Annotated in this window: 17 protein-coding genes; 13 read left to right on the forward strand and 4 right to left on the reverse strand. The window is 71.0% G+C overall.

Going from position 1 to position 22237, the window contains the following annotated elements:
* A partial coding sequence (locus OJ962_RS32875; RefSeq protein ID WP_270006895.1) for a LuxR family transcriptional regulator occupies positions 1–1452 on the forward strand: 1452 nt, incomplete at its 5' end.
* Positions 1453–1533: 81 nt separating this feature from the next.
* The gene (locus OJ962_RS32880; protein WP_202958373.1) at positions 1534–5115 is read left to right on the forward strand and encodes a glycosyl hydrolase; all 3582 of its coding nucleotides are present in this window, start codon (positions 1534–1536) and stop codon (positions 5113–5115) included.
* Positions 5116–5157: 42 nt separating this feature from the next.
* Here OJ962_RS32880 and OJ962_RS32885 read toward each other — a convergent pair whose 3' ends face one another.
* Positions 5158–5988, reverse strand: coding sequence for a DeoR/GlpR family DNA-binding transcription regulator (locus OJ962_RS32885; RefSeq protein WP_407697558.1), 831 nt, complete (start codon positions 5986–5988; stop codon positions 5158–5160).
* A 159-nt stretch (positions 5989–6147) separates the two neighbouring features.
* Between OJ962_RS32885 and OJ962_RS32890 the strand changes: the two genes are divergently transcribed.
* Genes OJ962_RS32890 through OJ962_RS32925 form a run of 8 tightly spaced genes read left to right on the forward strand, consistent with a single transcriptional unit; the run spans position 6148 to position 15661 of the window.
* Entirely contained in the window at positions 6148–7674 is a 1527-nt protein-coding gene (locus OJ962_RS32890; protein WP_407697559.1) for a sugar ABC transporter ATP-binding protein, read from the forward strand.
* Complete coding sequence (locus OJ962_RS32895; RefSeq protein WP_202958375.1) at positions 7671–8717, forward strand: ABC transporter permease; 1047 nt, start codon at positions 7671–7673, stop codon at positions 8715–8717. The genes OJ962_RS32890 and OJ962_RS32895 overlap by 4 nt, the downstream gene beginning before the upstream one ends.
* Entirely contained in the window at positions 8710–9714 is a 1005-nt protein-coding gene (locus tag OJ962_RS32900; protein ID WP_202958376.1) for an ABC transporter permease, read from the forward strand. Before OJ962_RS32895 ends, OJ962_RS32900 begins: the two co-directional genes overlap by 8 nt.
* Before the next feature lie 19 nt (positions 9715–9733).
* Complete coding sequence (gene rhaS / locus OJ962_RS32905; RefSeq protein WP_202958377.1) at positions 9734–10813, forward strand: rhamnose ABC transporter substrate-binding protein; 1080 nt, start codon at positions 9734–9736, stop codon at positions 10811–10813.
* Positions 10814–10839: 26 nt separating this feature from the next.
* Entirely contained in the window at positions 10840–11142 is a 303-nt protein-coding gene (locus OJ962_RS32910) for an L-rhamnose mutarotase (RefSeq protein ID WP_202958378.1), read from the forward strand.
* Positions 11135–12505: a rhamnulokinase gene (locus OJ962_RS32915; protein WP_202958379.1), complete on the forward strand. Its 1371-nt coding sequence runs from the start codon at positions 11135–11137 to the stop codon at positions 12503–12505. Before OJ962_RS32910 ends, OJ962_RS32915 begins: the two co-directional genes overlap by 8 nt.
* On the forward strand, positions 12498–13622 hold the full coding sequence (gene rhaI / locus OJ962_RS32920; protein ID WP_202958380.1) for an L-rhamnose isomerase: 1125 nt from the start codon (positions 12498–12500) through the stop codon (positions 13620–13622). The genes OJ962_RS32915 and rhaI overlap by 8 nt, the downstream gene beginning before the upstream one ends.
* Positions 13619–15661: a bifunctional aldolase/short-chain dehydrogenase gene (locus OJ962_RS32925; RefSeq protein WP_202958381.1), complete on the forward strand. Its 2043-nt coding sequence runs from the start codon at positions 13619–13621 to the stop codon at positions 15659–15661. Before rhaI ends, OJ962_RS32925 begins: the two co-directional genes overlap by 4 nt.
* On the opposite strand, the gene OJ962_RS32930 is transcribed toward OJ962_RS32925, so the two are convergent.
* Positions 15658–16419: a DeoR/GlpR family DNA-binding transcription regulator gene (locus OJ962_RS32930; RefSeq protein ID WP_238932613.1), complete on the reverse strand. Its 762-nt coding sequence runs from the start codon at positions 16417–16419 to the stop codon at positions 15658–15660. The two genes, OJ962_RS32925 and OJ962_RS32930, sit on opposite strands and share 4 nt — an antisense overlap.
* Positions 16420–16497: 78 nt before the next feature.
* Here OJ962_RS32930 and OJ962_RS32935 point away from each other — a divergent pair, with 78 nt between their 5' ends.
* From OJ962_RS32935 to OJ962_RS32945, 3 genes are read left to right on the forward strand one after another with little or no spacing between them, the layout of a single operon-like run.
* Positions 16498–17178, forward strand: coding sequence for a (Fe-S)-binding protein (locus tag OJ962_RS32935; protein WP_202958383.1), 681 nt, complete (start codon positions 16498–16500; stop codon positions 17176–17178).
* Positions 17175–18548: a lactate utilization protein B gene (locus OJ962_RS32940; RefSeq protein WP_202958384.1), complete on the forward strand. Its 1374-nt coding sequence runs from the start codon at positions 17175–17177 to the stop codon at positions 18546–18548. The genes OJ962_RS32935 and OJ962_RS32940 overlap by 4 nt, the downstream gene beginning before the upstream one ends.
* 13 nt (positions 18549–18561) lie before the next feature.
* The gene (locus OJ962_RS32945) at positions 18562–19137 is read left to right on the forward strand and encodes a LutC/YkgG family protein (protein ID WP_270006897.1); all 576 of its coding nucleotides are present in this window, start codon (positions 18562–18564) and stop codon (positions 19135–19137) included.
* On the opposite strand, the gene OJ962_RS32950 is transcribed toward OJ962_RS32945, so the two are convergent.
* Positions 19101–20306 (reverse strand): MFS transporter, encoded by a 1206-nt coding sequence (locus OJ962_RS32950; RefSeq protein WP_202958386.1) that lies wholly within the window; start codon positions 20304–20306, stop codon positions 19101–19103. The two genes, OJ962_RS32945 and OJ962_RS32950, sit on opposite strands and share 37 nt — an antisense overlap.
* Positions 20303–22237, reverse strand: a 1935-nt coding sequence (locus OJ962_RS32955) for a helix-turn-helix transcriptional regulator (RefSeq protein WP_270006898.1), incomplete at its 5' end; no start/stop codon positions are given. The genes OJ962_RS32955 and OJ962_RS32950, both read right to left, overlap by 4 nt.

A 22237-nucleotide genomic window follows, 5' to 3' on the forward strand; every position in this document is an offset into this window, starting at 1 on the left:
GCGCGCGGCGAGGCGGCGGCGCGCGGCGAGGCGGCGGACGGCGCGCCGAGCGGGGGCGGTGCGGCCCAGCGCGACGCGGTGCTCGCGTATCTCGCCATCTATGCGGGCGACGTGGACGAGGCCGACCGGCGGCTCGCTCGGGCGTGGGATGCGGGCGTGACCGGCGACCTCGCGGCGACGGTCGCGGGCCGGCGCGCGTTCGCGGCGGGCCTGCGGTTCCGGGCCGACGAGCAGGTGGACTGGGCGCGGCGGGCCCTGGCGCTCGCGCCTGCTGACGCCAAGACGCAGGCGCTCGCGACCACGCAGCTCGCGGTCGGGCTCTCGCTGCAGGGCGCACGGGCGGAGGCGCATGCCGCGCTCGACGCGGCGCTCGCGGCGGCGCCGCGGACCGGGTTCCCGGTGCGGTCGATCAAGGGCGCGCTGCTGCTCGGGGACGACGACCTCGCGGGCGCGCGGCCCGTGCTCACGACCGCGGCGCGGGAGGCGCGGCGGATCGGGTCGCTCGTGATCGCCGCGCAGTCGCTCGCGCTGCTGGCCAAGCTCGAGTTCGCGCGGGGCGCGTGGGACGAGGCGGTGGTGCTGGCCGAGCAGGCGACCGCGCTGGCGGTCGAGTCCGACGAGGCGTGGGTGCTCGCGTTCACGCGCTGGGTTGGCCTGCACGTGCCGCTCGCGCGCGGCGACGCCGCTCCGAGCCTCCCGCCGGCGCGCGGCACCTTCGAGCGGATCATCGAAGTCGAGGCGTGCGCGCACGCTGAGATCGCGGCCGCGGCCGAGGCGCCGGACCGCGTCCTCGAGGCGCTCGCGCCGCTCATCCACGGGCCGACCGGCTTCTGGCGCTGGCAGCCGCTGTACGCGGACGCGCTGATCGACCTCGAGCGCCACGACGAGGCCGACGCGTTCCTCACCGCCCACGCGGACCGCTGGTCGCGCTCCGTGACGGCTCGTCTGCAGCGGGCGCGCGGGCGCCTGGAAGCGGCGCGCCGCCGACCTGAAGCGGCGGAGCTCGCGTTCGCCGCCGCGCTCGACGGCCTCGCCGGCATGCCGTACGAGCTCGCGCTCACCCAGCTCGCGTACGGGCAGTTCCTGCGCCGCCGGCGTCAGCGGCGCGCCGCCACGACGCAGCTCGCCGCCGCGCGCGAGCGCCTCGCCGCGCTGCAGGCGCGCCCCGCGCTGGACCGGTGCGAGCGCGAGCTCGCCGCGGCGGGACTGACACCGACCGCCGGCCCGGCGCCGAGCGGCCTCACGCCGCAGGAACGGGCCGTCGCGCGCCTCGTCGCCGCGGGCCACAGCAACCGGCGCGTGGCGGACGAGCTGCTCGTGAGCGTCCGCACCGTCGAGACGCACCTCACCCGCATCTACGCCAAGCTCGAGGTCAGCTCGCGTGCGGAGCTCGCCGCCACGTACGCGGACGGCCCGGACGATGTGGGTTCCCCCGATGCGCACGCTCGTTAGGGCTCGGTAGACATCTGTTCTGGTCCGAGCGGTTGCTCGCGTAGTTCGGCCAGAACGATCACATTCGAGCGAGGAGAGAGAGTGGGTCAGCAGAGGAAGCGCGTCGCGGTCGCGGCGGCGCTGGTCGGTGCCGTCGCCGCGTGGTCAGCGCCGGCCGTCGCACACGCGTTGGGCGCCGGCTCCGCGTTCGCGGAGCGGCTCAACCGCAAGTTCATCGACCCCGACCGGGTCTACAGCTCCGACATCCGCTGGTGGCTGGGCGAGGCGTCCAACACCGACGAGTCGCTGCTGGAGGAGGTCCAGGCGCTCTACGACGGCGGCTTTCGCGGCGTGGAGTTGGCGATGATGAACGACGCCGGCGCGCCGGACGCCACGTACGCCTACGGGTCCGCGATGTGGACCCACAAGTGGAACTTGCTGATGAACAAGCTCCTCGACCTGGGCATGGGCGTCTATCTGACGTCGGGCACGAACTGGAACACGTCCAACGTGCCCGGGCTCGACCCCGACAGCCAGTCGGCGATGCAGAACCTCACGCTCGGCACGAGCACGGTGCAAGCCGGCCAGAGCCTCACGGCGCTGCCCGCACCCGCGGCCAACGCCCGCCGCGCCGGCGCGAAGTTCGTCACCGCGTACGCGTACAAGGTCACCTCGGGCAACACGGTCGACCCCAACAGCTTCGTGAACCTGCCGGCGGCACAGGGCGCCGACGTCTGGACCCAGAACGTCAACTGGACGGCGCCGGGCGAGGGCACCTACCGCGTCTTCGCGCTCTGGACCCAGGGCACCTACCAGGCGTCCAGCCCGTCCACGCTCCCGGCCTACGCGACGAACTACTTCGACGAGCGCGGCGTGCAGGCGCTGCGCGAGTACTGGGAGGACCACTACCTCTCCGACCCCGCCCTGGTCGAGAAGTTCAAGCAGGGCGACGTGCAGCTGTTCATGGACTCGCTGGAGATGAGCACGGGCACCGGCGGCATCACCTGGTGGGCCGAGGACATGAAGCAGGAGTTCCAGCGGCGCAAGGGCTACGACATCACGCCGCACCTGTTCCTGATCGCGGGCGTGAACGCCAGCGTGAGCACGCCGTACCACTCGGTCGGCACGACCGGCACCTACCGGCTCGACGGTGCCGAGCAGCGGCGCCAGCGGATCGTCAACGACTACCAGGACGTGCTGACCCAGCTCTACAACGAGCGCATGCTCAAGCCGCTCAAGGAGTGGCTGAACTCGGTCGGCATCAAGACGCGCGGCCAGATCTCCTACGGTCGCCCACTGGAGATCTCCGAGCCCGGAATGTACTTCGACTATCCCGAGGCGGAGAACTTCAACCAGTACAACCAGGTCGACATCTTCCGGCTCTGGACCGGCGGCGCCAAGCTCGAGAACAAGGTGCTGTCGACCGAGACGGGCGCCGAGCTGGCCTACAACGGCACACGTCAGACGAACCTGCAGGACGCCTACGCCGCCTTCGCCGCGGGCTACCAGCGCCACATCTGGCACATCTGGGGCGCGGGCTACGGCTACGGCAGCTTCCAGTGGCCCGGGTTCATCGCGGCCGGCTTCCTGAGCAACTTCCAGTACTGGGGCACCCGCAACCCCGAGTCGGCGGGCTACGACGAGTTCAACGCCCACATCGGCCGCGTGCAGCAGCTGATGCAGACCGGCAAGTCGCGCACCGACGTCGGCTTCCTGCACCAGAACTGGACGCAGGGCGTGCGCTTCGGCGGCGGCACCGGCTCCAACAACACGCAGATGCACTGGCAGCTCGCCCACCAGGGCGTCTACTACCGCTCGGTGGAGCTGCAGGACAACGGGTACACGTACGACTACTTCAGCCCGCGCTTCCTGTTCGACGACGACGTGTCGTTCAACGAGCAGACCAAGACGATCGAGAAGGCGGGCTACAAGGCCGTCGTCATCTACCAGAACTGGCTCGACCTGGAGGGCGCCGAGCGCATCCGCGACTGGGCGCAGAAGGGCCTGAAGGTCGTGATCCTCGGCAACGCCGCCACGCAGACGCCGTACAACGACGGCAAGGACGCAGAGCTCGCCGCCGTCATGGCCGAGCTCAAGTCCCTGCCCACCGTGCGGACCGCGACCGTCGCCGACGCGCCCGCCGACTACTTCGGGCCCGAGCCCGGTGGCTACGACGACAACGTGCTGGAGAAGCTGCAGGAGCTCGGCGTGGACCCGTACGCGGGCTACGCGCGGCCGAACGAGCAGCTGCTCACGCAGACGCGTGAGGACGCCGAGGGCAACCGCTACCTGTACGTCTACAACTACGAGGACGGCTCCTACCGGGACAAGAGCCTGCGGCCCGAGATCCGCACCGCGCCGAACCCGGGGACCAACATCAAGACCGACGTCAAGATGGACGGCCGGTTCGTCCCGTACGCGATCGACGCGTGGACGGGGGAGGCGACCGAGCTCGCCGACTACCGCTGGGAGCACGGCAAGACGGTCGTCGCGATCGACCTCGACTTCAACGACATCGCGCTGCTGGCGTTCGAGAAGGTCGACGCGCCCAAGCTGCGCGTCGTCTCCCACAACGCCGACTCCGCCCGCGCGATCCCGAACGGCGTGACGGTCCGCTCCACCGCCAGCAAGACAGTCACGGCGCAGCTCAGCAACGGCGTCCAGTTGAGCAGGAACGTGACCGTTCCCGCGCCGTACGACATCACCGACTGGGACCTGACCGTGGAGTCCTGGCGGCCGAACGCCACCGCCGGCGACCTCGTCCGGACCGAGACGATCGAGGGCGTGACGACCGTCAACCGCAAGACGTCGACGGTCAAGACGCCGATCGACGTCGAGCTCGACACGCTCAAGACCTGGGACCAGATCCCCGAGGTCGGGCGCGGCGTCTCCGGTACGGGCCACTACGAGGCGAGCTTCGACTGGGACGCGACCAAGGCCAGCGGCGCGTACCTCGACTTCGGCGACAAGGTCGAGGCGAGCATGGAGGTGTGGATCAACGGCCGCAAGGTCGGCGGCCAGGTCAGCACGCACCCGACCAAGGTCAAGCGCGACGTCGCACCCTTCACCGGCAAGGAGCTGTTCACGGGCGGCATCAACTCGACCCACCCCGTGGCCGACGTCAGCCGCTACCTGGTGCACGGCCGCAACCGGATCGTGATCGACTACCACTCCGCGCTGGTCAACGTCCAGCTCGACCGCGGCATCGTCAACCCCACGCCGAACTACCGCTCGTGGTGGGGCTACGACCTCGACTACCTGCCGTTCGGACCCAAGCAGGCCAGGCTCGTGCCGTTCGTGGACGTCGGGTACGCCTCGACCACGACCGACGGCACCGTGGGCGGGTCCGTGCCGGCGACGCTGTCGCTGTCGCTCGCCGCGCCGAAGCCGTTTGAGCCGTTCGTCCCGGGTGTGGACCGCACGTACGAGACGTCGACGACCGCCAATGTGATCTCGACGGCGGGCGACGCGGCGCTGACGGTGGACGGTGGCCGGTTGGCGAACGGGTCGTTCACGCTCAGCGAGCCGTTGCAGGTCGCGTTCAGCAAGGCGAGTTGGACGGCACCGGTCTCCAACGACCCGGTGACGGTCACGTTCAAGCAGCACATCGGGCGCACCGAGCCGCTGCGCACGGGGAACTACAGCAAGACGCTGACCTTCACGCTGTCGACGACGACGCCGTAAGAGAGCGACGGGCCGGCTGCCCCGCGCGGGTGGCCGGCCCGGTCAGGCCGTGGCCGGGGAGGCGCCGCCGACCGCGCGCACCGTGGTGCCGCCGAGCCGCAGCCCGTCGGCCTCGGCGGCGCTCAATCCCGTCGCGAGCGTCGTCTGCACCTCGGAGATCGGTGCGATCACCGACAACCCCCGCACCGTGAGCTTGGAATGGTCGATCAACAGCACCGACTCGCCCGCCTGCTCGATCATCGAGCGCTTGAGCTCGGCCTCCAGCGGGTCGGCGTCGGTGAGCATCCCGTTGGACGCGATGCCCTTGACCGAGAACAGGAAGCGGTCGGCGAAGTGGCCCTGGACGGTGCGGACCGCGAACGGGCCCACGAACGAGCGGGTCAGTCGGCGCAGCGTGCCGCCGATCCCGATCACCTCCACGTCGGGCCCGCCCTCGCGGAACAGCAGCTCCAGCACGGGCAGCGAATTCGTGAGCACGGTCGCGGCGAGCCCCGTCTCCACGATCCGTTTGGCGACGTAGTACGTCGTGGTCGAGGAGTCCAGGAAGATCGTCTCCCGCGGCGTGAGCAGCTGAACGGCCGCCGCGGCGAGCAGCGCCTTGTCCTCGCTGCTGACCTCCAGCCGGCGGGCGAACGAGTCCTCGTGTGCGGAAATGGTCGGCAGCACCGCGCCGCCGTGCGTGCGGCGGACGACGCCGCGCCGTTCGAGCTCGGCCAGATCGCGACGGGCGGTCATCGGCGAGACGCCGAACAGCTCCTCCAGCTCGGCGACCGTCACCGCGCCGTGCGCGCGCAATCGGTCGGCGATCTCGCGGCGGCGCGCTTCAGCAAGGACGCCCGGGGCGTCGTCTGTTCGTCTGCGTGCGATTGGGATCTCCTCCGCTGCTGAGCCAACCAACGCAGGTCAGGTTTGTCAAGTGTCCGAGCGCGGTCAACCACGTAAACGAACAAAAAGAATCGCGAAACGCACTTGACAGGGTCCGATAGCTCTGTTTCGATCGGGTTCTGTTGTTTCGAGGGGGAGGAGCCTCAAATCAACCAGCAATCGACACCTGCTGAGATCACCACGCCGATCATCGCCCTGAAGGGCGCGAGCAAGTCCTACGGCGCCGTACGCGCCTCGAGGAACGTCTCGATCGAGCTGCGCGCGGGCGAGGTCCGCGCGCTGGCCGGCGAGAACGGTGCCGGCAAGTCGACGATCGTGCGGATGCTCGCCGGTGTGCAGCGCCCCGACGAGGGCGACGTGCTGGTCGACGGCGACGTCGCGGCCTTCCATGGTCCCGCCGACGCGCGCGACGTGGGCGTGGCCGTGATCTACCAGGAGCCCACGCTCTTCCCGGACCTGTCGGTCGCCGAGAACGTGATGATGGGCCGCCACCCGCTCGGGTCCGGCCGCCGCATCGACTTCAGGGCGCTCAACCGCACGGTCAAGGAGCTGCTCGACCGCCTCGGCGTCAAACTCGACCCCGAACAGCCCGTCAAGGGCCTCAGCATCGCCGACCAGCAGATCGTCGAGATCGCCAAGGCGCTGTCGTTCGACGCCCGCGTGCTGATCATGGACGAGCCGACCGCGGCCCTCTCCGGGCACGAGGTCGAGCGCCTGTTCGGCGTCGTGCGCACGCTCAAGGAGCGCGGCGCCGCGGTGCTGTTCATCAGCCACCGGCTCGACGAGATCTTCGCCATCTGCGACACGGTCACCGTCCTGCGCGACGGCGAGGTCACCCACGACGGCCGCACCGCCGACATGGACACCGACGAGCTCGTGCGCCGCATGGTCGGCCGCGAGCTCTCCAACCTGTTCCCGAAGCTGGACGCCGAGATCGGCCAGCCCGTGCTCAAGGTCGAGCGGCTCACGCGCGAGGGCTCGTTCGTCGACGTCTCGTTCGAGGTCCGGCGCGGGGAGATCGTCGCGCTCGCGGGCCTGGTCGGCGCGGGGCGCAGCGAGGTCGCGCGCGCGATCTTCGGCATCGACAAGCCGGACGCGGGCACGGTCACGATCGACGGCGTCGAGCTCAAGCCCGGCTCGCCCACTCAGGCCATGAAGGCCGGGATCGGGCTCGTGCCCGAGGACCGCCGGCAACAGGGCCTGGTGATGGAGATGAGCATCGAGCGCAACATGGGGCTCACGCGCCTGCAGGCGCTGCGCAACCGGCTCGGCGTGATCGGCCTGGGCTCGGAGGCGCGCAACGCCTCCGACTGGGCGACCAAGCTGCAGCTCAAGTTCCAGAAGCTGAGCGACCCGGTCGGCTTCCTGTCGGGCGGCAACCAGCAGAAGGTCGTCCTCGGCAAGTGGCTCGCCACCGGCCCGAAGGTCCTGATCATCGACGAGCCGACGCGTGGGATCGACGTGGGCACGAAGGCGGAGGTGCACCGGCTCATGTCCGAGCTCGCGGGCGATGGGCTCGCGGTGCTGATGATCTCGTCCGAGCTGCCCGAGGTGCTCGGGATGGCGGACCGCGTGCTCGTGATGCACGAGGGCCGGATCGCGCGTGAGCTCAGCCGCGCCGAGGCCGACGAAGAGAACGTCGTCCGCGCGGCAACGGGTCAGGTGGCCGCGTGAGTGCTTCCACACAAGCCGCGCCGACGCCGGCATCACCCCACACGACCGAGAAGACGTCGTGGATCGACGCGGTCGTCCGCGCGCGCGAGGTGAGCCTGATCGGCGTGCTCGCGGTCCTCGTGATCGCGGTCAGCATCGCCGAGCCGCGCTTCCTCAACGCGCAGAACCTGCGCGACATCCTGCTCAACGTCACGATCGTCGGGCTGCTCGCGGTGGGGCAGACCATCGTCGTCATCACGCGCAACATCGACCTCTCGGTCGGCTCGATCCTCGGCATCAGCGCGTTCGCCACCGGCATCATGTTCGCCGACCACAACGTGCCGATCCCGCTCGTGTTCCTCGGCGGCATCCTGTTCGGCGCGTTCTTCGGCCTCATCAACGGCGTGATGGTCGCGTGGGCGCGGGTCCCGAGCCTGGTCATCACGCTGGGCACGCTGTACGTCATCCGCGGCCTGGACTTCGCCTGGGCCGAGGGCCGCCAGATCAACGCCGCCGACATGCCCGACGGCTTCCTGAGCCTCGCGACCACCGAGGTGCTCGGCTTCCCGGTCCTGCCGATCTTCACGATCGCCGCGATGGTGCTCGTCGGAGTCGCGCTCGGCCGCAGCCGGATGGGCCGCGAGCTGTACGCGATCGGCTCCAACCCGGACGCCGCCGTTCTGGCCGGCATCCGCGTCAGCCGCCGCGTGCTCGGCGCGTTCGTCGCCTCCGGCGCGATCGCCGGCCTCGCGGGCGTGCTCTACGCCTCCCGCTACGGCACGCTCGACGCGGTCGCCGGCACGGGCATCGAGCTGGCCGCAGTGTCCGCGGTGGTCGTCGGCGGCGTCGCCATCTTCGGCGGCTCCGGCACCGTCTGGGGCGCCGCACTCGGCGCGCTGCTGCTGACCACGATCCGCTCGGCGCTCGTGATCCTGCAGATCGACCCCTTCTGGGACCAGGCGATTCAGGGCGCGCTGCTGCTCGCGGCGATCGGCCTCGACGCCTACCTGGCCATGCGATTGGCCCGCGAACTGCGCAAGCGAAGGAGTGCGAACCGTGTCTGAGGTCAAGACGCGCCTGGCGCGCTGGGAGACGGTCACGGTCTTCCTGCTGCTGGTGGCGATCCTCTACGGCGCGACCACGTCGGGCGAGGACTTCCTGTCCGGCGGCAACCTGAACTCGATCCTCTCCGACATCTCGGAGATCGCGATCATCGCGCTCCCGCTGACCTTGATCATCGTCGCCGCGGAGATCGACCTGTCGGTCGCCTCGGTGCTCGGCCTCACCAGCGCCGTCATGGGCTACCTGTGGAACCACGGCTGGGCGATGGAGATGATCATCCCGGCGGTCCTGGTCATGGGCGCGCTCGCAGGCGCGCTCAATGGCGTGCTGGTCACACGCCTCGGGCTCCCGTCCCTCGCGGTCACCATCGGCACGCTCGCCATGTACCGCGGGCTCGCGTACGTGGTGCTCGGCGACCAGGCCGTCGCGGACTTCCCGCAGCAGTTCACCGACTGGGGCTTCGGCACGTTCGCCGGCACCCAGATCCCGAACCCGTTCGTGCTGTTCATCGTGCTCGCGATCGTCTTCGGGGTCGTGCTGCACATGACGGGGATCGGCCGTTCGATCTTCGCCATGGGCGCCAACGAGGAGGCCGCGCGCTTCAGCGGCATCCGCGTCAAGCGCATCAAGTTCTGGCTGTTCGTCGTCACGGGCGCGATGGCGTCGCTCGCCGGCGTCGTCTACGCCTTCCGATTCGCCTCCGCGCGCGCCGACAACGGGGTCGGCCTCGAGCTGTCCGTCGTCGCCGTCGTGCTGCTCGGCGGCGTCTCGATCTTCGGCGGCAAGGGGCATCTGCTGGGCGTCATCTGCGCGATGTTGCTGCTGGGCACGCTGCGCAACGCGCTGACGCTCAACGACGTCTCCGCCGAAGTGCTCACGATCGTCACGGGCAGCCTGCTGCTGCTCTCAGTCCTCGGGCCGAGCGTCACCGCTCGCGTCCGTGAGGCGCTGCGAAGGGGACGCGGCGTCGACCCACCACCCACACCCACCACCACCTAGCTCTGTGAGGAGAGAGAAGATGGCCATTCGCAACAAGGCATTCGCGGCGCTCGCGCTGACGAGCCTGCTCGGGGTCGCGGCCTGCGGCTCCACCAAGGAAGACACGCAGAAGGAAGCCGCCGCGACGCCGGCGGCCACGGAGGAGGGCGGCGCCGCCGCCGGTGGCGGTGAGATCAAGGAGGGCCTGAAGATCGCCTTCCTGCCCAAGCAGATCAACAACCCGTACTTCACGATCTCCGACAAGGGCGGCGAGGACGCGGTCAACGCCGTCAAGGGCGAGTACAAGCGCGTCGGCCCGTCGGACACGGCCGCCTCGTCGCAGGTGTCCTACATCAACACGCTCACGACGCAGAAGCAGGACGCGATCGTGATCAGCGCCAACGACGCCAACGCGGTCGTCCCGGCGCTGCAGAAGGCCAAGGCCGCCGGCATCAAGGTCGTCACCTACGACTCCGACACGGCGCCCGAGGGTCGTGATCTGTTCATCAACCAGGCCGCCGCCGAGGACCTCGGCCGCAGCCAGGTGCAGCTGCTGGCCAAGCAGATCGGCCCGGAGGGCGGCGAGATCGCGATCCTCTCGGCCACGCCGAACGCGACCAACCAGAACACCTGGATCGAGTTCATGGAGGACGAGCTCAAGAAGCCCGAGTACTCCAAGTTCAAGCTCGTCAAGATCGCGTACGGCAACGACGACGACCAGAAGTCCTTCGAGGAGACGCAGGGCCTGCTGCAGGCCTATCCGGACCTGAAGGGCATCATCTCCCCGACGACGGTCGGCATCGCCGCCGCCGCGCGCTACCTGCAGGGCTCGGACGCCAAGGGCAAGGTCAAGCTGACCGGCCTCGGCACCCCGAACCAGCTGCGCGACTTCGTCAAGGACGGGACGATCGAGGGCTTCGAGCTGTGGGATCCGGGCAAGCTCGGCTACCTCGCCGGTTACGCCGCGGCCGCCCTGGCGAGCGGGACCATCACGGGCGCCGAGGGTGAGAAGTTCACCGCCGGCGACCTGGGCGAGCGCGAGGTCGGCAAGAACGGCGAGGTCCTGCTCGGCCCGCCGACGGTCTTCGACGCCAACAACATCGACGACTTCGACTTCTAGTCGATCGCGCAGGGCGCACTCGAATCATGGAACGTGTCTGCTTTCAGGTGCGGGTGCGCCCTGACCGTCTCGACGAGTACCGCGCGCGTCACCGGAACGTGTGGCCGGAGATGCGCGCGGCGCTGAGCGAGACGGGTTGGACCAACTACTCGCTGTTCCTGCGGCCCGACGGGCTGCTGATCGGCTACCTCGAGACCGAGGATTTCGAGGCCGCCAAGCGGGCGATGGAGGAGACTGACGTGAACGCACGCTGGCAGACCGAGATGGCGCCGCTGTTCGACGAAGACCTGACGTTCGAGCGCCTCGAAGAGGTGTTCCACCTTGACTGAAAAGCGGGGGGTCTCGGGGGGCGGCAGCCCCCCGGCGGTTTACGCCGCGATCGACCTGGGCGCCTCGAGCGGCCGCGTGGTCTGCGGCCACTTCGACGGCTCGCTCGTCGAGCTCGAGGACATCCACCGGTTCCCGAATCGCCCCGTCCGACTGCCGGACGGGCTGCGCTGGAACCTGCTGCACCTGTTCACCGAGGCGGTGTGCGCGCTGCGGGGCCGCCGCTTCGCCGGCGTCGGCATCGACACCTGGGGCGTCGACTACGCGCTGCTCGACGAGCGCGACCGCGTGCTCGGCCTGCCCTTCCACTACCGCGACGAGCGCACCGACGGCGCCCAGCGTGTGGAGGGTTACGAGATCACCGGCATCCAGCACATGCCGATCAACACCGTCTATCAGCTGCTCGCGGACGACCGAGTGAGCGCGGCTTCGCGGATCGCGCTCGTGCCGGACCTGCTCGCCTACTGGCTGAGCGGCGAGCTGGCCAACGAGCGCACCAACGCCTCCACCACCGGTCTGCTGGACGCGCGCACGGGGGAGTGGGCACACCCGCTGATCGAGCGGCTCGGCCTGCCGGCGCGCCCGTTCGGCGCGCTCGTGGAGCCGGGCACGCTGCTCGGCCCCGCGCTCGACCATCACGACGTGGACGCGCCCGTGTACACGGTGGCCTCGCACGACACCGCGTCGGCGTACGTCGCCGCGCCTTTACGGGACGAGCACTCGGCGATCCTGAGCTCCGGCACCTGGTCGCTGCTCGGCCTCGAGCTCCCCGGTCCGGTGTTCAGCGACGACGCGCTCACCAACGAGCGCGGCGTCGACGGCACCATCCGCCTGCTCAAGAACGTGATGGGTTTGTGGCTCGAGCAGGAGTGCGCGCGCGTGTGGGGAGCCGACTTCCCGTCGCTGCAGCGCGCCGCCCGCGAGGTCAAGACCGAGGTTCCGGTGTTCGACCCCGACGACGAGCGCTTCCTGCACGGCGGCGACATGCCGGCGCTGATCGCCGAGGTGATCGGCCGGGACGATCTCACCCGCGGCGAGCTCGTGCGCTCGATCTACGTGTCGCTCGCGTGCAAGTACAAGGTCGTGCTGGAGCGCCTGGAGGCCGCGTCCGGCCGCAGCGTCCGCACCATCCACGTGATCGGGGGCGGCGCCCGCAACGAGCTGCTGTGCCAGCTGACCGCCGACATGACCGGGCGCGAGGTGCTCGCCGGCCCGGTGGAGGCGACCGCGCTCGGCAACGTGCTCGTGCAGGCCCGTGCCGCCGGCGAGCTCGGCTCGCTGGCCGACATGCGCGCCGTGTCCGCGGCCTCCTTCGTCCCCGCCCACTACGAGCCTTCCACGTCCAAGGAATCCCTCCATGCTTGATCTGTCCAAGCTCGTCATCGAGACACCCTCCTGGGGCTACGCGGACTCGGGCACGCGCTTCGGCGTCTTCCCGCAGCCGGGTCGCCCGCGTGACACGTTCGAGAAGCTCGACGACGCCGCCGAGGTGCACCGCCTGACGGGCACGGCGCCGAAGGTCGCGCTGCACTTCCCATGGGACGCCGTGGACGACTACGACGAGCTGCGCGGCGCGATCGAGTCCCGCGGGCTGCAGGTCGGAGCGGTCAACCCGAACCTCTTCCAGGACCCCGACTACAAGCTCGGCTCGGTCACGCACCCGGACCCGGCCGTGCGCGAGAAGGCCGTCGCGCACATGCTCGAATGCGTGGACATCGCGACCGCGCTGGGCGCTTCGGCCCAGTCCCTGTGGCTCGCGGACGGCACGAACTACCCGGGCCAGGACGACCTGCGCGAGCGGCGCCGGCGCATGCTCGACTGCCTCGGGCGCGTGTACGAGGCGATGCCGGCCGAGCAGGAGCTGCTGGTCGAGTACAAATTCTTCGAGCCCGCCTTCTACGCCACCGACCTGGCCGACTGGGGCTCCTCGCTGCTGACGTGCCTCAAGCTCGGCGAGCGCGCGAAGGTGCTGGTCGACCTCGGTCACCACGCGCAGGGCACCAACATCGAGCAGATCGTCGCCTTCCTGGCCGATGAGGGCCGCCTGGGCGGCTTCCACTTCAACAACCGCAAGTACGCCGACGATGACCTGATCGTCGGCTCGGTGAACCCCTTCGAGCTGTTCCTGATCTTCGTCGAGCTGACGGCCTCGGACGAGCTGCCGCGCCTGACGATCGACCAGTCGCACAACGTGGAGGCGAAGGTCGAGGCGATGACGCTGAGCGTCGTCAACCTGCAGGAGGCCTACGCCAAAGCGCTGCTCGTCGACCGCGCGGCGCTGACCGAGTGCCAGCGCGCCGCCGACGTGCTCGGCGGCCACGAGGTCCTGCTCGACGCCTTCAACACCGACGTCCGTCCCGCGTGCGCCGAGGCGCGCGTCGCAGTGGGTGGCGCCGAGAACCCGATCCGCGCCCTCCGGGAGTCCGGCTACGCCGCCCGGATGGCCTCCGAACGTGAGACAGAGCAGGAGCTGACTCGATGAGCACCGTCACCCCGATCATTGATTCTGTAGAGGACCTGTGGCCAGCCGACGGCGGCCCCGGCGATGCGCTCGGCGAGCTGGTGCTCGCGTCGCACCTGCTCGGCGCCAACCGGGCCGTGTCCAACTTCGGCGGCGGCAACACGTCCGCCAAGGGCACGACGGTCGACCACACCGGGCGCGAGATCAACGCCATGTGGGTCAAGGGCTCGGGCTCCGACCTCGCGACGATGGGGCCGGAGCACTTCACGGGCCTCAAGCTCGACGAGGTGCTGCCGTTGCTGGAGCGCGACGAGATGAGCGACGAGGACATGGTCGCCTACCTCGCGCAGTGCCAGCTGGACCCGAAGATGCCGCGCGCGTCGATCGAGACGCTGCTGCACGCGTTCGTCCCGGCGCCGCACGTGCACCACACGCACCCGGACGGCATCAACGTGCTCGCGGGCACCGCGGACGGCGAGCGGCTGATCCACGAGTGCTTCGGCGACGAGGCGGCGTGGATCCCCTATATCCGCCCGGGCTTCACGCTCTCCAAGCAGGTCGGGCTCGCCGTGCGGGAGAACCCGAACCTCAAGCTCGTCGTGCTGGCCAAGCACGGCCTGATCGTCTGGGGCGAGAGCGCCGAGGAGGCGTACCGCAAGACGATCGAGGTCATCAACCAGGCCGTCGCGTTCGTCAACGCCAAGACGGGCGACACGCCGCGCTTCGGCGGGCGCAAGCTCGAGCCGGCCGGGTCGCTGACCGAGTTGCTGCCCGCGATCCGCGGCGCGGTGTCCTCCGAGCGCGCGAAGGTGCTCACGGTCGACACGTCCGAGCGCGTGATGGAGTTCGTCTGCTCCCAGCAGGCTGAGCGGCTGGTCAAGGTCGGCGCGCCGTGTCCCGACCACCTGGTGCACACCAAGCGCCTGCCGCTGTGGATCTCGCGCGAGAACGCCACGCCGGAGAAGATCGCCGAGCTGGCCGAGCAGTACCGGGCCGACTACCGCGCGTACTTCGAGTCCTTCGCGGGTGAGGGCGACGTGCCCGGCGACCCCGACCCGCGTGTGGTGCTCGTCGAGGGCATGGGCCTGGTCTCCACCGGCACCACGACCAAGCTCTCGAAGATCTCGCGTGACCTCTACCACCGCGCGATCGAGGTGATCGCGGGCGCCGAGGCGCTGGGTCAGTTCGTCTCGCTCGACGCCGGCGAGTCGTTCGCGATCGAGTACTGGCCGCTCGAGCTCTACAAGCTCGCCCAGGCGCCGGCGCCGGGTGAGCTGCAGGGCAAGGTCGCGCTGGTGACGGGCGGCGCGGGCGGCATCGGCCGCGCGATCATCGACTCGCTGGCGTCGGCCGGCGCGTGCGTGGTCGCGTTCGACCTCGACGGCGAGGGCGCGACCGAGGCGGTCTCGGAGTACGGCGACCGCGGCCTGGCGGTCGCGGGCGACGTCACATCCGAGGAGGCGGTCGCGGGCGCGTTCCGCGCCGCGGTCGAGGCCTTCGGCGGCGTCGACATCGTCGTCTCCAACGCGGGCATCGCGTCGTCGGCCGCGCTCGAGGAGACCACGCTGGCCGAGTGGAACCGCAACCACGCGATCCTCTCCACGGGCTACTTCCTCGTCTCGCGCGAGGCCTTCAAGGTGCTGCGCGCGCAGGACAACGGCGGCTCGGTCGTCTTCGTCGCCTCCAAGAACGCCGTCGTCGCGGGCAAGAACGCCGCGGCGTACTCCTCGGCTAAGGCCGCCGAGCTCCACCTCGCGCGGTGCTTGGCCGAGGAAGGCGGCTCCGCCGGCATCCGGGTCAACACGGTCAACCCGGACGCCGTCCTGCAGGGCTCGAAGATCTGGGGCTCGTCGTGGCGCGAGGAGCGCGCCGCGGCCTACAACCTGGACCCGGAGCAGCTCGACGAGCACTACCGCCAGCGCAACACGCTCAAGGTCAGCATCTACCCGGGCGACATCGCCGAGGCGGTGCTGCACTTCGCGTCCGAGCGCCGCTCGGGCAAGAGCACGGGCAACATGCTCAACGTCGACGGGGGCGTGCCCGCGGCCTACGCCCGCTAGCCCACGACTTGGAGCTTGACGCCGGTCGCCCGCAGCGGTTCCAGCGCGGCGGCCGGCGCCCCGTAGGCGAGCACGCTCGAGACCTCGGTCACCCGGGCGATCGCGTTCTGCCCGCGGGCGCCGAGCTTCGAGTCGTCGAGCAGCAGCACGGATTCCTCGGATTGCGCGATCATGGCCCGCTTGACCTCCGCCTCCAGCTCGTCCGCGTCGGTCATCACGCCGTCGCGCGTCACGCCCTTGACCGACAGGAACATGCGGTCGGCGAAGTGCCCGAGCACCGTGTGCACGGCGTACGGGCCGACGTACGAGCGGGTGAGCTGCCGGAGCGTGCCGCCGATGCCGATCAGCTGCACGTTCGGCGTCTCGCTGTTGGCGATGACCTCGGCGACGGGTAGCGAGTTGGTGATGACCGTGACGCCCAGGCCCTCGTCGACGATCCGGCGCGCGACGAAGTACGCCGTCGAGCTGGAGTCGAGGAAGATCGTCTCGCGCGCGGAGAGCATCTGCACCGCTTCCTCGGCGAGGTTGGTCTTGGCTTCGGTCGCGACCTCGACGCGCTTGGCGAACGAGTCCTCCTGCGCGGAGATCGAGGGCAGGACGGCACCGCCGTGCGTGCGCCGCGCGATGCCCTGGCGCTCGAGCTCCGCGAGGTCGCGGCGCGCCGTCATCGGGGACACGCCGAAGCGGCTTTCGACCTCCGTCACGCTGATGGCCCCGATGTCGCGCAGCAGTTCCGCGATGGCGGACCGGCGCGCCATGGCCAGCATCGGACGGTCTGAGCGGCTGCGGTTGATCTCGGGCTCCTTTGTGTTCGTTGTTGCGCAGAGACGGTACCGATGAAGGTCGCGCTTTTCATCACCTGCTTCAACGACACGCTGTTCCCCGGGGCCGGGAAGGCGGTCGTGCGGTTGCTGGAGCGCCTCGGCTGCCAGGTCGAATTCCCCTTCGAACAGACGTGCTGCGGCCAAATGCACGTCAACTCGGGCTACGCGCACGAGGCCGGCGGGCTGCACGAGCGATTTGTCCGCGTGTTCGACGAATTCGAGGCGGTCGTCTCGCCGTCGGCATCCTGCGTCGCTCACGTGCGTGAGCGAATTCCGTCGATCGGGCCGCGCGTGTTCGAGTTGACCGAGTTCTTGATCGATGAGCTGGGCGTGGTCGACGTGGGCGCGTCGTTCCCGCACCGGGTGACGTTCCACCCGACGTGCCACTCGCTGCGGCTGCTGCACGTGGGGGACCGGCCGCTGCGGCTGCTGCGCGAGGTGCGCGGCATCGACCTCGTCGAGCTCGACGGTGCGCGGGAGTGCTGCGGCTTCGGCGGGACGTTCGCGGTCAAGAACGCGGACACGTCGATGGCGATGCTCTCCGACAAGGTCCGTCACGTCCTCGACACGCGCGCGGAGGTGTGCACTTCGGCGGATACTTCGTGCCTGATGCACATCGGAGGCGCGTTGTCGCGGGGCCGGACCGGCGTCCGCACCATGCACATCGCCGAGATCCTGGCGGCGCAGGAATGAGTTTTCAGAGCGCCGCGAAGGTGACGTTGCGCGACGCCCAGCTGCGGCGCAACGTGGGCAAGGCGACCGGGTTGATCCGGGCCAAGCGCGAGCGGGCGGTGGCCGAGCTACCCGACTGGGAGGCGCTGCGCGACGCCGGCGAGGCGATCAAGGCGCGCACGATGGCGACGCTGCCCGAGCAGCTGGAGCGGCTCGAGGCGGCCGTGACCGCCGCGGGCGGCACCGTGCACTGGGCGCGCGACGGGGCTGAGGCGAACGCGATCGTCGCCTCGATCGCCAAGCAGCACGGCGCCGACGAGGTCATAAAGGTCAAGTCGCTGGCGACGGACGAGATCGGCATGAACGAGGCGCTGGAGGCCGAGGGCATCCACGCGCTGGAGACCGACCTGGCCGAGCTGATCGTCCAGCTCGATCCCGAGGACAAGCAGTCGCACATCCTCGTGCCCGCGATCCACCGCAACCGGGCCGAGATCCGCGCGCTGTTCGAGCGCACCATCGCTCAGGGACAGACGCTGGGCTACGAGGCGAGCGCGATCGCCGAGGCCGCGCGGCTGCACCTGCGGCACAAGTTCCTGACCGTGCCGGTGGCGGTGTCGGGCGCGAACTTCGCGGTCGCCGAGACGGGCACGGTCGGCGTGGTCGAGTCCGAGGGCAACGGGCGCATGTGCCTGACGCTGCCCCGCGTCCTGGTCACGCTGATGGGCATCGAGAAGGTGCTGCCGGCGTGGCAGGACCTCGAGGTCTTCCTGCAGCTGCTGCCGCGGTCCTCGACCGCCGAGCGCATGAACCCGTACACGTCGCTGTGGACGGGCGTGCGGGAGGGCGACGGGCCGCAGGAGTTCCACCTCGTGCTGCTGGACGGTGGGCGCTCGCAGGTGCTCGCGGACGAGGTCGGGCGCGCCGCGCTGCACTGCATCCGCTGCTCGGCCTGCCTGAACGTGTGCCCGGTCTACGAGCGCGTCGGCGGTCAGGCCTACGAGTCCGTCTATCCCGGCCCGATCGGCGCGATCCTGACGCCGCAGCTACGCGGGCTGGGGGAGGCGCCGTCGCTGCCGTGGGCGTCCTCGCTGTGCGGTGCGTGCTACGAGGTGTGCCCGGTCAAGATCGACATCCCGTCGATCCTGATCCACCTGCGCGGGCGCGTCGTGCGCGAGGAGAAGTCCTCGCTGACGCCGGAGGCGCTGGCGATGAAGGGCATGGCCGCCGCGTTCGCGACGCGCCGGCGCTACGAGGCGGCGCAGCGGCTCGCGCGGCTGGGCCGCGGGCCGCTCGCGAAGGCGGCGCTACCGGGGTGGACCGCGATGCGCGACCTGCCGGAGCCGCCCAAGGAGACGTTCCGCGACTGGTGGAGGCGTGAGCGCGAAAGCTGAAATCCTCGCGCGGGTGCGCTCGGCCCTCGGGCCGTCGCCGGTCGTGCCGGACGTGCCGCGCGCGTACCGGGCGGCGGGGTCGATCGGCTCCGAGGGCGTCGTCGACCGCTTCTGCGAGACGGTGGCCGAGTACCGGGCGACCGTGCACCGGACCGACGACGTCGCCGCGACCGTGCGCGCCATCCTGGGCGAGGGCAAGCGAATCGGCGTGCCGGCGGGGTTCCAGGACGTCGGGTTGCCGGTGATCGAGGACCACGGTCTGTCCGTGCCCGAGCTGGACACGCTCGACGCCGTCGTCACCGGCAGCGCGCTGGCGATCGCCGACACCGGCACGATCGTGCTCGTCTCGGGGGAGGCGTCCGGCCGGCGCGCGCTCACGCTCGTGCCCGACATTCACGTCTGCATCGTGCGCGCCGAGTCGGTGGTCGCCTCGGTGCCGGACGCGATCGCCGCACTCGGCCCGGACGCGCCGGTCACGTTCGTCTCCGGCCCGTCAGCCACGTCCGACATCGAGCTCGACCGCGTCGAGGGCGTGCACGGTCCGCGGCAGCTTCACGTGATCGTGCTCGAGGCCACGCGCCGCGCGTAGGCCAAGCCGACGAGCGCGCTGGCGGTCAGGAACGCGATCAGCGTCCACGCGACGCCGTGGAAGCCGGCCTCCAGGAAGTGCGGCAGGATCAGGCTCCACCCGCCGAGCGCGATCCGCACGACCGCGAACATCAGGCCCAGCGCGGTGGCGCGCAGCAGCGTCGGAAACGCCTCGGCGCTCCACAGCTGGAAGAACTGCTGCTGGCCGAAGCCGCCGCACAGGCCGCTGATGAGGACGTAGAGGATCGCGATGCCGGTGGTCAGCTCCAGCAGCGCCAGCAGCACGACGGCGGCGATCTGCATGGTCGCGGCGGTGGCGAACAGCGGCGTGCGGCGGCCGCGGTCGGCGCGGGGCATGAAGACGAAGTAGACCGACAACCCGCCGAGCACGAACAGGAACGCGTTGAGCGCGACGCTCGCGGCCTGCGTCTGCGAGCCGATCGTGCGCAGGATGTACGGGAGGTAGAAGCCGCTCGTGCCCGCGTGGAGGTTCCACAGGCCGTACATCGCGGTCAGCATCACGAGCGGCGCGAGAAACGGGCGCTTGAGGAGCTGCTTGAAGCTCGCGAGCGTGATGTGCGCGTGCGAGGCCTGCCGCTCCCACAGCGGCGACTCCACGAGCGTGCGTCGGAAGAACCAGACGGCGAGCGAGAGCACGAGCAGGTGCGCGAAGATCAATCGCACGCCGCGCAGGCCGGCGTCGGCGAGCGCGAGGCCCATGAGGAGCACGACGAGCGGGCCGGTGAGCCACATGATCTGCGCCGTCGCGCCGTGTCTTCCGTGCTGGCCCTTCGGCGCGGCCTCGGCGATCAGCGTCCAGCTCGCGGGGACGTCGATGCCGACCGCCAGGCCGGTGAAGACGTAGCCGAACACGAGCATCCATGGCTCGGTCGCGAAGATGATGCACAGCAGGCCGAACGCGTACAGCAGCAGGTCCCACTGGTACACCCGGCGGCGGCCGAGCTTGTCGCACAGCCAGCCGCCGGCGAGCGCGCCGACACCGGCCGAGATCGCGTTCGAGCTGAACGCGCCGATCAGCCCGACGAGCGTCGTCCCGAAGCCGAAGTGCTCGGTCCACAGCGGCAGCGCGACCGCGCCCGCGACAATCGACCCCGCGTCGAGGTAGCTCGCCGAGCCCGCGAGCAGCGTCGTGCGCCACGGGCTGCTCACAGGCGGGACGCGAGCTGGCCGCGCGAGGAGATGCCGAGCTTGGCGTAGATGCGGGTGAGATGGACCTCGACGGTCTTGACCGAGAGCTGCAGGTCGTTGGCGACCTCGCGGTTGGAGTGGCCGGAGGCGACGAGCTGCGCGACCGTGACCTCCTGCGGCGTGAGCGCGCTCGCGTCCTCGCGCTTGAGGCGGCCGACGCCGGAGGCGCCGAGCTCGCGGTCGCAGCGGGCGACGGCCGGTGCGGCGCCGAGCTCGACGAACGTCGCGCGGGCGGCGAGGATCAGGTCCGCGGCGCTGCGGCGGCGGCGTTCGCGGCGCAGGAACTGGCCGAGCGCGAGCCGTGCCTGGGCGAGCTCGTACGGGCGTTGCAACGGCTCGGTGACCTCGACGGCGGTGGTGAACGCGTGCTCGGCGGCGTCGCGGTCGCCGCGCGTGGCTTCCAGGCGGCCGCGGACGGCGGCCAGGCGCGCCTGGGCGGGATGGTGGTCGCGCCGCTGCGCCAGCTGCTCGTGGCGCGCGAGGAAGTGGTCGGCGTCGGCGAGCCGGCCGAGGGCCACCAGCGCGTCGGCGTACAGGTGCTGCCAGGGCCAGAAGCCGGGCTCGTCGATCGCACCGTTGGGCGTGAGCGCGGCGACCGGTGCGAGTGCGTCCAGCGTCGCCTGCGCATCGCCGCGCGGCGCGTGCTGGAGCGCCTGCGCGACGCCGACGGCGAGCACGCGGTCGGGCGCGTCGGTGGGCTCGGCCTGCGCGCGGGCGGCGAGCGCATCGAGGGTCGCGAAGTCGCCGCGCGCGCCGGGCACGAGCGCGGCCGCCCACCACACGAAGATCCGCGCGGACACGTCCTCGAGCTCGGAGCCGAGCGCGATCGCGCGCTCGGCGACCGTGGTGGCCTCGTCCCAGTCGCCCGCCGCAAAGTGCGCGCGGACCAGGACGTTGAGGTGCACGACGCCGATCTCGAGCGCGCCGAGCCGCAGCTCGGTGTCGGCGGCGGCGGCGAGGTCGTCGCGGACGCGTTGGCTCACGTCGCCGCCGGCGATCGTGAGCCAGGCGCGCATCCCGGTCAGCTGCGCGTCGTGCTCGCGGTCGCCGATCATGGCCTGGTCGAGCGTCGCGTACGCGTGCTCGCGGTGGCTCTGCCGCCACAGCGCGAGCGCGAGCGTCGCCGTCCATTCCACGGAGAGCCGGTCGTGCGGGGCGAGCGCGAGCGCGCGCCGCGCCCACTCGGCCACCTCGGCGTCCTCGAGGTGCACGAGCGCGAGGAACGCCTTGCGGTGCGCGATCGTGGCCGCCACCTCGGGCTCGGCGTCCGGGTCGCAGCGCTCCCACGCGACCGCGAGCCGGTCGCCCGCCTCGCGCACCCGGTCCCCGGCGACCGCGAGCTGGCCGAGGATGCTCTCGCGGCGCGCCGTGATCGTGCAGCGCGCGACGTCGCCGGCGTGCACGCGCGCCCACGCCACCTCGCCCGCGAGCAGCATCCAGTCGACGGCTCGCAGCAGCCGGTCCTCGCGCTGCGCGACGGTGGGGGAGAGGCGCGACGCGGCGAGCAGCGCGGACGCCGCGTCGGGCCGCTCGCGCCGGTCGCGCGCGAACGCGTCCAGCCGATCGGCGAGCTCGGCGTCGGGCCCGGCCGCGGCGGCCGCGAGATGCTTGAGCGCCACCGCCTGGTCCTCGGCGATCGCCGCCGCGACCCGGTGTAGCGAGGCGAGCCGCGCGGGCCCGACGTGGGCTTGGACGGCCGCGGCGACGAGCGGCGGCTCGAACGCGATGACGGGCAGGTCGCGCTCCCGCCGCGCCTCGACGAGGCCGGCCTGGACGGCGGCCTCGAGCGCCGCCAAAGACGCCGCGCCGGTGTGTGACGGGGCGCCGTGCGGCGCGGCGGCGAGGCCGTGCGTCGCGGCGGTGGGCGGGCCAGCGGCGAGGTCGTGGGGCCC

This window comes from Solirubrobacter deserti, from assembly GCF_027587175.1.
Classification (GTDB): domain Bacteria; phylum Actinomycetota; class Thermoleophilia; order Solirubrobacterales; family Solirubrobacteraceae; genus Solirubrobacter; species Solirubrobacter deserti.